This is a genomic window from Aeromonas popoffii (genome assembly GCF_000820025.1).
Lineage (GTDB): Bacteria > Pseudomonadota > Gammaproteobacteria > Enterobacterales > Aeromonadaceae > Aeromonas > Aeromonas popoffii.
The window spans coordinates 136,679-149,669 of sequence record NZ_CDBI01000074.1 but is presented as its reverse complement, the minus strand read 5'-3'; the positions used below and the strand labels follow the sequence as shown (position 1 = coordinate 149,669).

The window sequence follows — 12,991 nt, the reverse complement described above, 5'->3', positions numbered from 1 at the left end:
TCTCACTCACCAGTAAGGAAACAATCATGGCCAAGAAATTGAAAGCGCTGGCAAGCTCGGTGACCGACAACCAGCTCACCTCAACCATCAAGGAATCCACCCAGCAGATCTGGCTGGCGGGCTTGGGCGCCTACGCCAAGGCGCAAGAGGAAGGGGGCAAGATCTTCGAAGCCCTGGTACAGGAAGGCGAGGCATTGCAGACCCGTACTCGTCAGAGCGCAGACGAGAAGATCGCTGCCATGACGGACAAGACCACAGGCACATGGGGCCGTTTGGAGCAGGTGTTCGAAGATCGTGTGGCCCGTGCCGTCGCCAGCCTTGGTATCCCGACCCGCAAGGATATCGACAAGCTCTCCAAGCGCATGGCCGAGCTGACCGAGGTGGTGCAACAACTCATCGATTCGCAGGATGAAGAGGACGTGCCAGCCGCGGAGCCCAAACCGGCTGCTGCTGCGGCGGCCAAGAAACCCGTCGTCAAGAAAGCTCCGGTGCAGAAAGCTGCCGCAGCGCCCATCGCCAAGGTGAAAGAAGAGGTCAAGGCATTGGCGACTGAGGTCAAGAGCGTAGTGGAAGAGGTCAAGGAGAAAGGCGAGACAGCCCTCTTCTGATCTGCCTGGCAACGCCTGATTGGCCTTGCATCATAACCCACCGGCCCATGCCCTCTTGCTGGGCCGGTTTTGCTTGAGAAGGGAGGCCATGTCATGAGCACGATTGCGATTGCCCTCGCCGGAGGGGGCCCTCTGGGAGGGATTTACGAGATCGGAGCCTGCGCCGCTCTGGCCGACAGCATCAAGGGGCTACGTTTCGAACAGGCTGACATCTATGTGGGGGTCAGCTCGGGGGCCGTGATCGCCTCGGCGTTGGCCAATGGCATCTCCCCCGACAAGCTGGTGCGGATCCTGCTCAGCGACGACAGCGGCGAATTTTTTGATCCCTCCACTCTGCTGCGTCCCGCCTTCGGGGAATACGCGAAGCGGATCTCCTCCTTGCCACCACTGGCCTGGGCATGTCTGGCCGATTACCTCTCAGCCCCCTGGCACAAGAGCCTGCTTGGCTCCTTACAAGGCTTGTCCAAGGCGATCCCGACCGGTTTGTTCGACAGTCGCGGGGTGGACCGGATCCTGACCCAGTTCTTCTCTCGCCGGGGTCGCAGCAACGATTTTCGTGAACTCAAGAGCCGTCTGTTTGTCATCGCCACCGAGCTCGATACCGGCCATGCGGTCGCCTTTGGCAGCCCTGGGCTGGATCAGGTGCCCATTTCGGCGGCAGTGCAGGCTTCTGCCGCCCTGCCCGGTCTTTTTCCGCCGTCGCTGATCAATGGCCGCTACTACGTGGACGGGGCCCTCATCAAGACGCTGCACGCCTCGGTGGCGCTGCAGGAAGGGGCCGATCTGGTGTTCTGCATCAACCCGCTGGTACCGTTTGATGCTGGCATGGCGAGTGAATACCCCGCCAGTCTGGTGGAGAGTGGCTTGCCGGTGGTGCTGGCCCAGACCTTTCGCGCCATCATCCATTCGCGCATGCACGTGGGGATGGATCGTTACAAGCACCAGTATCCACAGGCCGATGCCTTGCTGTTTGAGCCCTCCCCGGCCGATGGCGAGATGTTCTTTACCAATGTGTTCAGTTACCGGGATCGGCGCCATCTGTGCGAGCACGCCTTCCAGCATACCCGTCAGGATCTGTGGCAGCGGCGGGCCGAGCTCGGCCCCATTCTCGCCAAACATGGCCTCGAGCTGGATCTCGGGGCGCTGGCCGATGAGCAGCGCTCCCTGCTGACTCCGGGCACCGGCTCTGTGGCGGCGCTGGATATCTCACTGACCCGGTTGCAACACTGGCTGACCCGCCGCTATGGCGGCAAGGGTCGTCGCCATTCGAAGGAGTAGCATGGACAGCAAACCAAAGCGGCGGACGCGGGAGCGGATCCTGGCCACCGCCCTCGCCCAGTTCAACATGTTGGGCGAGCCGACCGTCACCACCTCCGCCATCGCGGCCGAGCTGGAGATGAGTCCGGGTAATCTCTATTACCACTTTCATCACAAGGAAGAGATAGTCAACGCCCTGTTCGGCGAGTTCGAACAGGAAATGGCCCATCTGCTCGACACAGTCACCCCCCCGCTGGACGAGACGGAAGACATCTGGTTCTTTTTGCACCTGATGTTCGAACTCATCTGGAAGTACCGCTTCTTCTATTACGACATCAGCACCCTGATGAGCGGCAATCACAAGGTGGAGCTGCGCTTCTCGGCCCTGCTACGGCGCAAGGAACAGACCGCCACCGCCATCTGCCACAGCCTGGCCGGCAGTGGCTTGCTGCTGGGCAGCGACGCCCAGATCGGTGCCTTGGCGGCCAATATCGCGCTGGTGGGTACGTTCTGGATCTCCTATCAGCGGGCGTTGCACCCGCGTGCCGATGCTGACATTGCCCTCGGGGTGTTTCAGGTGATGCAGCTGGTGGCACCTCGCCTACATCCCAATGCCCGTGCCCATCTGGATGCTATCGCCATTCATTACCGCCCGTCTCTTGCGACGAGCGAACAGGATTCCGATTTTTAACAGGGAGAACAACATGACCACTTCACAACCCAAATTGTCCGATTTCACCCAGTTCCCCTGGCCGGAAGCGGCCTATGACTATGCGGGGGCCGGTCTCAAGCAACATTGGGCCCGCCTGCATCAGGGGGATGCCGAGCCCTGGCCTGCCGACAAACAGGTGCAGGCTGCCTGGCGTGCCTACCATACCGGCGATTTTGGTCAGGCGGTGACGCTGGGCCTGGAGGCCGGTGACGCTGGCCTCAACGTGGTGAACAAGGCGCTGGTGATCCATGCCAGCTACCTGCTGGAGGACAAGTATGCCAAGCGGGAGGCGTTCGAACTGGCGGCCAGCAACGCCGAAAGACTGCAAAAGCGCCAGCCCGACAATGCCAACGCCTGGTATTTTCACGCCCTCGCGCTGGGTCGTTACAGCCAGGTGATCTCGGTCTCCAAGGCACTTTCGCTCGGCATAGGTGACAAGATCAAGACCAGTCTGGACAAGGCGCTGGCGCTGGCGCCCGACCATGCGGAAGCACACATCGCCTTCGGCGCCTGGCATGCGGAGATCATCGACAAACTGGGTGCCATGATAGGCAGCATCACCTATGGCGCCAAGAAGGAGGAGGCCGATCGTCACTTCAAGGCGGCGCTGGCCATCATCCCCCACTCCGCCATCGCTCGCATGGAGTACGCCAACGCCATGGTGATGATGCATGGCAAGAGCAAGATGGCGGCCGCCGAGGCGCTCTACGGCGAGGCGGCCGAGTGCGCGCCGGTGGATGCCATGGAGCGGCTCGATGTGGAAGCCGCCCGTGAGGAGCTGGAGGACGAATAGCCCGGCGGTGCTGCGCAATGAAAGAGGCCAACCCCAGGGTTGGCCTCTTTGTTTCATGTCGGGTGGCGTGCCAGAGCGGCTCAGCCGTGCAGCAGCTGATCCAGCATCTCGGGATCGTAGAGCAGATCCGGCTCCATCAGCACCAGCAACAGCAGCTGCTCGAACTCCACAGCGAAGCGCAGGGCAATGAGCTCAGGGTCCGGCACCCGCTTCTTGTCGGTGATGAGGCCGAGCTGCACCTTGTTGTCATAGGAGAGGATAGAGACGCCGACGCCAATGTCACCGGCCTGAGGCACCCAAAACAGGGGCTGGCGCAGGCGGGCACCGGCCAGATAGAGGGTCTGCTGGGGGCCGGGCACATTGGTGATGACGGCGCTGGCCTTGGCCGACAGAATGTCGATGGCTTGTTGCTGCACCGCTCTGGGGGCCATGCCCATCACCTCCAGCAGATTCAGCACCACCGCCGGTTGCAGGGAGGATTTCAGCGCCTGCATCCGATCCCGCACCGCATGGAGCCGCTGCAGCGGGTGCGCTATGTCGATGGGCAAGTCCAGGGCCACCAGCCCGAAGCGGTTGCCAAGGGCCCCCTTGTCGTCGGGCGCGCGCATATTGACGGGCACCAGCGTGCGGATCTCGATGTCATCGACCTCGTCCCCCTGTGCCAGCAGATAGTGGCGAAATGCCCCGGCGGTGGCGGCGATCAACAGATCGTTGACCGAACAGCCGAGCACCCGCCCTACCGCTTTTACGTCCGGTAGCGGGATCTGTTCAGACCAGGCCACCCGTTTGGCGCTGCCTGTCTCCCCCTTCAACCGGGACTTGGCATCGTCGGAGAGGGTGGCGATGGTGTAGAGCTCGGCGGTCACATCCCGGCCTGTCTTGAGGTAATCCATTGCCTTGGTGGGATGGGTCAGTACCTCGACATATTTGGACCAGAGGGTACCGGTCAGCTTGAGCCCGGCCCGCAGCAGACGGCTGCCTTGATGGATGTCCTGCTCGTCGTCGTCATGATCGCCGGTAATCGGCTCGGGTTGCGGACGTGGCGCCGGGGTCGGGCTGTCATCCATCATGGTAAGCAGGGCGCGCACCAGGGAGAAGCCATCTCCCATGGCGTGATGAAAACGCACCACCAGCGCCTGCCCACCGAGGGAGGTGTCCACCAGGTGCATCTCCCACAGGGGGCGCTGGTGGTTGAGCGGGGTGGAGGCAAAATCGGCCACCAGCCGCTCCAGCTCCTCCTTGCCTGCCTTGCCCGGCAGGATCACCCGCTTGAGATGCTGGTCAAGATCAAAATCGGGATCGTCGCGCCAGTAGTACTCTCCCCCCTCCAGGCTGGCTTTTTGGTGAAAACGGGGTTGCACGCTCAGAGTGTACAGAAGGCTGGCACGCAGCTGGGCTTCGTCCAACTGACCATCAAACATCAGCACGCCGACGATCTGCATCAGATTGTTGGGCCTGTCCATCCGCAGCCAGGCGGTATCGACACAGGAGATAAGTTCACAGGGTGACATGGTATTTTCCCTACCGTTTCGCTTATTTGTCCGCGGCCTTCTTATGAAAACCACATTATCGATGGCGAACAAACAGGAGTCCTATATGTTGGTGCCAATACGCTTCGATTAATTCTTTCTGTCTGGACAGAACGACACGTAGCGCCATGAATATTTTATCGCAGAACACATAATCAGCCCGTGCATACCCTCCCGATTTATTGTTATCCGGAGGGTATGTGTCGTTCAATTAATATACAAAGGTGCTAATTCGCAGCTATTGTCGGCGACGGTATTAAGTGAATATTTGAATTCTTGCCCCGGGTTATCCCTGACAGGGACAAGGCAGGCGATGATCGACATATTCGAGGATTTCCTGTTCCAGCACGCTGCGTACCGGCAGCAGCATCAGGCCGAGGCGCACTTCCAGCTGCAGGCTGTTGTCGGTCAGGCAGAGAAAGCCATTGACCCCGGCGCCGCGAAACATCAGCCGGGTCTCCTCTTCATCTTCCCACTCACAGTCGAGTTCGTACTCTTCGCTCATGTCCTGTGCGATGGCTTCGGCGGCGAGCCGTACCCCTGCTAATCCCAAGGGATGCTGGCGGTTGACCTTGATGGTCGACAGGCTGCTGCCGACAAGGGGATCGTATAGAAACATGCTAACTCTCTGAGCGGTGACAACATTTACTGATATTAAACACATGAATCAAACAAGTGAAAGCCATTTGCAACATAATTGGGACTCACTTAACAAAGACGGTTGAGTAAATGCTCCATGCTTTTCTCCTCATTCCCGCTCGCGTTACACTAACAGGCAAAGGCGTACCTGAGTGGCAGCCCCGCCTCCCCTTCAGGGTTCATGCCCTCGTTTTATCTAGCCGCCAGGCCATTCGGTGCAGGTCACCAGAGAGCAGCATATGACCCAAGAGACACACATAGCCGATGACCCGCAAGCGGACGAGAGTACCCTGGGGCGGCTCTATCGCCAGCTCAACCGGGTTGCTTCCCTGCGTGAACAGATGCGCACCCACCCGGAAGACCAACAAGACAGGGACAGCTTGCGCCAGTGGCAGGCGGATCGGTTGGGCCGCACCCACGGCGATCTGCTTAAGAGCAAACGCTATGGCGCGGCGGCCGCGTTTTTCCTGACGGATCTCTATGGTCCTGGCGATTGTGCCCGCCGCGATGCGGACGTGATGCGGGTGATGCCCACCGCCGAGCGATTCCTGCCGGAGTCCGGGCTCAAGGTGCTGGCGCAGGCGATCGAACTCGATGCCCTCTCCGAGGAGCTCGACTACCTGATGGTGGTGGCGCTACGTCGCAGTGGTGCCATCCATCAGCTGACGGCAGAGGCGTATGCCCTCGCCTATCGGGAGGTGGGTGAACCCGAGCGGCGCGCCCATCAGATAACCCTGGTCACCGAACTGGGGCTCACCCTGGACAGGCTGGCCCGCAAGCCTTTCCTTGGCACCACCCTCAAACTGATGTCGGGACCGGCCCATCTGGCAGGCCTTGGCGAGCTCTTCTCGTTTGTCGACCGTGGCTATCGGGTCTGCCATCAGATGGGGAAAGCGAATGAGTTTCTGGACACCATCGCCAGCCGGGAAAGCGCCATCATGGCGGCGTTGTTTGATGGGGATGCCAGCGTGCTGGATTGACAGGTGGTGCTGGATACTGCAATAAAAAAGCGGGTCCGTGTGGCCCGCTTCTGTTACTGGGGGAAACCTGCGGATCAGATCACCAGCAGATCCATGAAGGCGTGGACCGGCGTGCCGGCCAGCCGCTGGCCATCCTGGCAGAGGGCGAGGATATCCTGTACCCGTTTGGCCGGGAAACGGGTGGCCAGGTTATGCTGGAATTTTTCTACCAACAGCGGGATCCCCTCCTCCCGACGGCGACGATGGCCGACCGGGTACTCCACCTCTACCTTAGGAGTGTGAGACCCGTCCTTGAAGAAGATCTGGATGGCGTTGGCAATAGATCGCTTGTCCGCCTCCAGATATTCGCGGCTGTAGCGCTTGTCCTCCTGCACCACCATCTTGCCGCGCAGCCCGTCGATGCGGGGATCGGCAGCGATGCCATCTTCGTAATCCTCGGCGATAAGGCGACCAAAAATCAGCGGCACTGCCACCATGTACTGCAGGCAGTGATCCCGATCGGCCGGGTTGTTGAGTGTCCCCACCTTGCTGATGATGCGAATGGCCGATTCATGGGTGGTGAGTTCGATGCGGTCGATCTCGTCCAGCCGTCCCTTCACCTGACCATGCAGCTTCATGGCGCACTCCACCGCGGTCTGGGCGTGGAACTCGGCGGGATAGGCGATCTTGAACAGCACGTTCTCCATCACATAGCTGCCGTAGCCCTGATGCAAGGCGAACTGGTTGCCCTTGAACAGCACGTCGTAGAAGCCCCACCTGGGGGCGCTCAATACGCCGGGATAGCCCATCTCGCCGCTCATGGTGATCAGCGCCAGACGCACCGCGCGGGAAGTGGCATCCCCCGCCGCCCAGCTCTTGCGAGAGCCCGCGTTGGGCGCGTGGCGGTAGGTACGCAGGCTCTGGCCATCAACCCAGGCTTGGGAGACCGCATCGATCACCTGATCCCGACTCCCTCCCAGCATGTGGGTCACCACGGCGGTGCTGGCGACTTTGACCAGCACCACGTGATCGAGGCCAACCCGATTAAAGGAGTTTTCGAGCGCCAGCACCCCTTGAATTTCGTGAGCCTTGATCATGGCCGTCAGCACATCGGCCATGGTCAGCGGCGCCTTGCCCTCGGCCACGCGGGTGCGCGACAGCCAGTCGGCGGTCGCCAGAATACCCCCCAGGTTGTCGGAAGGATGGCCCCATTCGGCGGCAAGCCAGGTGTCGTTGTAATCGAGCCAGCGGATGATGGCGCCGATGTCCCAGGCCGCCTTGACCGGATCGAGGCAGAGCTGGGTTCCGGGCACCCGGGCACCATGGGGCACGACGGTACCGGGGACTATGGGGCCCAGGTGCTTGGTGCATTCGGGAAAGCGCAGCGCCAGCAGACCGCAGCCCAGGGTGTCCATCAGGCAGTAGCGGGCGGTATCGAGGGCTGCCTGGCTGGTGATGGGGTGGTTGCAGACATAATCGGCAATATCGACCAGCACCTGATCGGGCTCGGGTCTGTGGTTGACGTCGACGTTGGCGGACATCGTGATTTCCTTATCGTTGTTGTAGGGAGACGAAATGACGGGGGGCCGGGCCGACGTAATCGGCGCTCGGGCGAATGATCCTGTTGTGCTCGCGCTGCTCCATCACGTGGGCGCACCAGCCGGTGACCCGAGAGCAGACGAAAATGGGGGTGAACAGCTTGGTCGGGATCCCCATGTAGTGATAGGCGCTGGCATGGAAGAAGTCGGCGTTGGGGAAGAGTGCTTTTTCCTCCCACATCACCGTCTCCGCCTCGCAGGAGACGCGGTAGAGGCGTGTGTCCCCCGCCGCCTCGGCCAGCTTGGCCGACCACGCCTTGATGATGACGTTGCGCGGATCCGAGGTGCGATAGACGGCGTGGCCAAAGCCCATGATCTTCTCCTTGGCCGCGAGTTTTGCCAGCAGCTCGCCCCTGGCCTGAGCCTCATCCTGCCAGGGGGCGATCATCGCCATGGCGGCTTCGTTGGCCCCGCCGTGCAGCGGGCCGCGCAGGGTACCGATGGCGGCGGTCACGCAGGAGAAGAGATCGGACAGGGTCGAGGCACAGACCCGGGCCGCGAAGGTGGAGGCGTTGAACTCGTGCTCGGCATAGAGAATGAGGGAGACATGCATCACCCGGCGTTCCAGCTCACTCGGCGCCTTCTGGTGCAAGAGCGCCAGAAAGTGGCCACCGATGCACTCCTCGTCGGTATCGAGCGCGATACGCACCCCTTCATGACTGAACTTGTACCAATAAATAAGGATGCCAGGGAAGGCGGCCAGCAGCCGATCGGCCACTTCATGTTCGTGCTCGAAGCCCTCTTCCGGCTCCAGATCGCCGAGCATGGAGCAGCCGGTGCGCAGCACATCCATGGGATGGGCATTGGCGGGAATGAGCTCAAGCACCTCCAGCAGGGCACGGGGCAAGATGCGCAGGCGACGCAGCTCGCGCTTGTAGTCCAGCAGTTGCTGTTCACTGGGCAACTCGCCCTTGAGCAGCAGATAGGCAACCTCCTCGAACTGGGCGCCATCCGCCAGCTCCTTGATGTCATAGCCGCGATAGGTGAGTCCTGTGCCGCTCTTGCCCACGGTACAGATGCTGGTTTCCCCCGCGCTCTGACCCCGCAGGCCGGCGCCGCCCAATGGCTTCTCTTGTCCCATAACCTTGCCTCCTAATCCCTGGATGTGAACAGACGATCCAGTGTCTGCTCGTAATGGTGATAACCGAGAAAGTCATATAACGATTCCCGGGTCTGCATGGTGTCCACGACGGCTCTCTGGTGGCCATCCTGGCGAATGTGCTGGTAGACGTTGAGCGCGGCCTGATTGGCCGCCCGGCTGGCGCTTAACGGGTAGAGCACCATGTCGACGCCGTGCTCGGCGAGCTCGGCCTTGTCAAACAGTGCTGTCTGGCCGAATTCAGTCATGTTGGCGAGGATGGGCACCCCGGCGGCCTGCTTGAAGCGGTCATACTGACCGAGATCGGTCACCGCCTCGGCGAAGATCATGTCTGCCCCGGCGGCCACGTAGGCGGCGGCGCGCTCCAGCGCCGGGCCAATCCCCTCCACCGCCAGCGCATCTGTGCGCGCCATGATGACGAACTCCCCGTTCTGACGGGCATCCACCGCCGCCTTGATGCGATCGCACATCTCCTCCTGCGAGACCACCGCCTTGTTGGGCCTGTGGCCACAGCGTTTCTGGGCCACCTGATCTTCCATGTGCACGGCGGCGACACCGGCGCGTTCAAAGGCGCGAATGGTGCGGGCGATATTGAAGGCGCCGCCCCAACCGGTGTCGATGTCGACCAGCAGGGGCACCTTGGTCGCAGCGGTGATCCTTTCTGCGTCGATCAGCACGTCATTGAGGGAGGTCATGCCGAGATCCGGCAGGCCATAGGAGGCATTGGCCACCCCGGCGCCGGAGAGATAGAGGGCCGCAAAGCCGCTACGCTCGGCCATCAGGGCCATGTAGGCATTGATGGTGCCGACGATCTGCAGGGGCCGTTCGTTGGCAAGGGCGGTGCGAAAACGCAGGCCTGCCGAGGGGGTAAGGCTGGACATCATGACTCCTTTCATTTGTCTGGTCTGACTATCTAATATCACGTTTACGTTAACGTCAATCATACTTTCGTGGCAGAACGGCGTCAGGCAAGACAGGGCGCGGGTTTTAGGGTAAATTTCACCAATTCCTTCAACAGATTGAATCGTAATGTCGGATCCCAATCCCGTGATCGTCTGCCCGGCTTGCGACTTGCTGATCGAACGCAAGTTATTGCCCCTGCGCCGCCACGCTCACTGTCCCCGCTGTCATCAGCATCTGTATGGACGCTATGCCTTCCGCTCCTCCCAGTTGATGGCCCTGACCATCACGGGGTTCTTGCTGCTGCCCTCTGCCTTCTTCGAACCGCTCATCTACCTGCGTCTGGCCGGGGTGAACTCGGACGCAAACTTGTTAAAGGGCATGTTGGTACTGATGGTCGAGCACGAATTCTGGGTGGCGGGGCTGGTATTCTGGTGCGCCGTACTGGCGCCGGTAGGCTTGCTGCTGGGGATCTTTGCACTGGCCTCCGGCCTTGCCAAGCGCTGGCACATACTGGCGCCGACCTTAAGAGCCGTGGAGGTATTTCGTCACTGGGCCATGCTGGAGGTCTACATGGTCAGCCTGCTGGTCGCCCTGTTCAAGCTGATCGACATCGCCGATGTGCGCCTCGGCGGCGGCCTGCTGAGCTTGGGGATCCTGATGCTGCTCAACATGACGCTGCTGATCCTGTTCGATCCTGCCCCCTACTGGGAGCGCGTACCACTGGAGGAGCCGGATCATGTCCCAGACCAGCGCTCGTGAGCTGGGGCTTTGCCGCTGCCACACCTGTGGCCTGCTGGTGCGCTATCAGGCGGGCAGCGTCTGCCCCCGTTGTCACAGCAGGTTGCAGGTTCGTATCCCCCACTCCCTGGCCTGGTCCTGGGGCTTGCTGGCGCTGGCCACCTTCATGTTGCTGCCCGCCAACCTGTTGCCCATCACCCATTTCTACAACAAGGGGTTATTGCAGTCCGATACCATCTTCAGCGGTATCATGATGCTCTACCGCAGCAAGATGTCGGGTATCGCCACCATAGTGCTGACTGCCAGCATCATAGTGCCGGTGGGCAAGATTTTGGGGCTGGGCTGGATCTGCTGGCAGTTGCAGCGAACCACGCCGGTGCGGCGCAAGCGTCAGCTCATCATGTATCGCATCATCGACTTCATCGGCCGCTGGTCCATGCTGGACTTGTTCGTCATCTCGCTGATGGTGGCGCTGGTGGATCGCGGCGTGCTGCTCAATGTACGGGCGGGACCCGGCGCCACGGCGTTTGCCGGTGTGGTGGTGCTGACCATGATGTCGGCCCGCATGCTGGATACCCGCTTGCTCTGGGACAAGGCGGCCCGTTGATGGTCTGGTGAACACAGATCCCGCTTGTCCTGGGATGGGGATGCCCCGAATAGTGAATAACCGCCAGCACTGTCGCAAGGCAACGCGCAGGCGGTGATGTGTTTGTATCTGAACTGCTGTTTATGTCAGCCAATTAAGGAGTCGGTATGATCGGGGCTGAACCCGTCATTGAGAAGCGTCGCTGGTTGTCGCCAGTCTGGTTGTTGCCCGCCATTGCCCTCTTGCTGGCAGGTGGCTTCGTCTACCAGCAGTTTGCGAGCAGTGGCCAACTTATTCGCATCAACTTTGCCCAGGGCAATGGCATCTTGCCGGGCAAGACCCAGGTGCGCTATCAGGGTGTGGCTATCGGTGTGGTGCAGGAGCTGGCGCTGGCCGAGGACGGCCGCAAGATAGCCGTGCTGGCCAAGATTGACAGTCGTGCCCGGCCGCTTATCCGCAAGGGGTCCGACTTCTGGCTGGTGAGCCCCAAGGCATCACTCACCGAGATCTCGGGCCTGGATACCCTGGTCTCTGGCAACTACATCAATCTGCAACCCGGTCGGGAGAACAACCCGCTGGAAGAGGAGTTTGATGCGCTGGATGGCCCTCCCCCCGGCTATCAGGCACAGGGGCGCATGCTGCACTTGACCGCCGATTCGCTGGGATCTATCGGGATCGGCGCCAAACTCTATTTCCGCGGTATTGAGGTAGGCAGTGTCATCAACACCCGTCTCGGCCAGGACAACCAGAACGTGATCCTGGATCTGGTGATCGAGCCGCGTTTCGAACACCTCATCAAGGCCGATACCCGCTTTTGGAACATCAGTGGCATCAAAGGCTCCTTCAGCCTGGCCGGGGTCAATGTGGAGGCCGGCAGCCTTACCTCCATACTGAGCGGCGGCATAGCGTTTGACTCCCCCAAAGCCTCCCCCGAGCCGGAGAAAGGCCAGACCTTCATCCTCTACAAGGGGCTGGCCGAAGCGGCCCGTGGCGAGCGGATCGACATAGTGGCCGGTGATCTGCCCATCAAGGAGGGAATGCCCATCCTTTTCGAAGGGATCGAGATTGGCCGGGTTGACCCCGTTCGCCTGACCGACAAGGGTCGGGTGGTGACGGCGTTGATCAACCCTGAACAGGCATTTCGGATCACCGGCAACAGTCGCCTCGTCTGGGAGACTGTCTCCTTCGGTGCCGCCGGCCTCAAACATGCGGATCGCCTGCTGGCCGGCCCGGCCATTCGCCTTGACTACGTGGAAGGTGACAGGGTCAGGGCCATGACCTTGAGCAGCAAGGATCAAGTCAGTGGCACCCGGGTCACTCTGCAGGCCGACGATCTGGCGGGGCTCAATGAAGGGGCGCCGCTCTGGTACAAGGGGCTGCCGGTAGGCCAGATCAGTCAGCTGACTCTGGATGCCAAGGGCAATGCCAGCGTCGCTCTGGTGGTCAACAGCCAGTATCAACATCTGCTGGCACGGGCCCGATTCTATCGGGCGGCGCCGCTGCAGATCGAGGCTGATCTCAGCGGTATCAAGGTGGAGACCAGTCCGGCCAGCGCCTGGATCGGCGGGGG

Annotated in this window: 12 protein-coding genes and 1 pseudogene; 8 read left to right on the top strand and 5 right to left on the bottom strand. The window is 61.2% G+C overall.

Annotated features, from left to right (window positions below; all coding sequences use genetic code 11):
• The first annotated feature begins 26 nt into the window (after positions 1 to 26).
• The 4 genes from BN1129_RS15925 (at position 27) to BN1129_RS15910 (ending at position 3,370) form a co-directional block, all read left to right on the top strand.
• Positions 27 to 608, top strand: coding sequence for a phasin family protein (locus BN1129_RS15925; protein ID WP_042037778.1), 582 nt, complete (start codon positions 27 to 29; stop codon positions 606 to 608).
• Between the two features lie 93 nt (positions 609 to 701).
• A complete protein-coding gene (locus BN1129_RS15920; RefSeq protein ID WP_042037777.1) occupies positions 702 to 1,886 on the top strand; it encodes a patatin-like phospholipase family protein in 1,185 nt (394 codons plus the stop codon).
• Between the two features lies 1 nt (position 1,887).
• Complete coding sequence (locus tag BN1129_RS15915; RefSeq protein WP_042037776.1) at positions 1,888 to 2,556, top strand: TetR/AcrR family transcriptional regulator; 669 nt, start codon at positions 1,888 to 1,890, stop codon at positions 2,554 to 2,556.
• A 13-nt stretch (positions 2,557 to 2,569) separates the two neighbouring features.
• Positions 2,570 to 3,370, top strand: coding sequence for a tetratricopeptide repeat protein (locus BN1129_RS15910; protein WP_042037774.1), 801 nt, complete (start codon positions 2,570 to 2,572; stop codon positions 3,368 to 3,370).
• 80 nt (positions 3,371 to 3,450) lie between these two features.
• On the opposite strand, the gene BN1129_RS15905 is transcribed toward BN1129_RS15910, so the two are convergent.
• Both BN1129_RS15905 and BN1129_RS15900 read right to left on the bottom strand, forming a co-directional pair.
• Positions 3,451 to 4,881 (bottom strand): wax ester/triacylglycerol synthase family O-acyltransferase, encoded by a 1,431-nt coding sequence (locus BN1129_RS15905; RefSeq protein WP_042037772.1) that lies wholly within the window; start codon positions 4,879 to 4,881, stop codon positions 3,451 to 3,453.
• Positions 4,882 to 5,185: 304 nt separating this feature from the next.
• The gene (locus BN1129_RS15900) at positions 5,186 to 5,563 is read right to left on the bottom strand and encodes a polyhydroxyalkanoic acid system family protein (RefSeq protein ID WP_108535639.1); all 378 of its coding nucleotides are present in this window, start codon (positions 5,561 to 5,563) and stop codon (positions 5,186 to 5,188) included.
• A 214-nt stretch (positions 5,564 to 5,777) separates the two neighbouring features.
• Here BN1129_RS15900 and BN1129_RS15895 point away from each other — a divergent pair, with 214 nt between their 5' ends.
• Entirely contained in the window at positions 5,778 to 6,518 is a 741-nt protein-coding gene (locus tag BN1129_RS15895) for a DUF8198 family protein (protein ID WP_042037770.1), read from the top strand.
• Between the two features lie 74 nt (positions 6,519 to 6,592).
• Here the strand turns inward: BN1129_RS15895 and BN1129_RS15890 are convergent, their stop codons facing one another.
• The 3 genes from BN1129_RS15890 to prpB are packed head-to-tail and all read right to left on the bottom strand — an operon-like array spanning position 6,593 to position 10,075.
• Complete coding sequence (locus tag BN1129_RS15890; protein WP_042037768.1) at positions 6,593 to 8,038, bottom strand: bifunctional 2-methylcitrate dehydratase/aconitate hydratase; 1,446 nt, start codon at positions 8,036 to 8,038, stop codon at positions 6,593 to 6,595.
• Between the two features lie 10 nt (positions 8,039 to 8,048).
• Positions 8,049 to 9,176, bottom strand: coding sequence for a bifunctional 2-methylcitrate synthase/citrate synthase (gene prpC / locus BN1129_RS15885; RefSeq protein ID WP_042037766.1), 1,128 nt, complete (start codon positions 9,174 to 9,176; stop codon positions 8,049 to 8,051).
• A gap of 11 nt (positions 9,177 to 9,187) precedes the next feature.
• Positions 9,188 to 10,075, bottom strand: a complete 888-nt coding sequence (prpB, locus tag BN1129_RS15880; protein ID WP_042037765.1) for a methylisocitrate lyase — start codon at positions 10,073 to 10,075, stop codon at positions 9,188 to 9,190.
• A 148-nt stretch (positions 10,076 to 10,223) separates the two neighbouring features.
• On the opposite strand from prpB, the gene BN1129_RS15875 reads away from it, so the two are divergent.
• The 3 genes and pseudogenes from BN1129_RS15875 to BN1129_RS15865 form a co-directional block, all read left to right on the top strand.
• Positions 10,224 to 10,856, top strand: a complete 633-nt coding sequence (locus BN1129_RS15875; RefSeq protein ID WP_042037764.1) for a paraquat-inducible protein A — start codon at positions 10,224 to 10,226, stop codon at positions 10,854 to 10,856.
• Entirely contained in the window at positions 10,834 to 11,442 is a 609-nt protein-coding gene (locus BN1129_RS15870; protein WP_042037763.1) for a paraquat-inducible protein A, read from the top strand. Before BN1129_RS15875 ends, BN1129_RS15870 begins: the two co-directional genes overlap by 23 nt.
• Positions 11,443 to 11,588: 146 nt before the next feature.
• Positions 11,589 to 12,991: pseudogene (locus tag BN1129_RS15865) on the top strand (PqiB family protein); the annotation flags it as partial.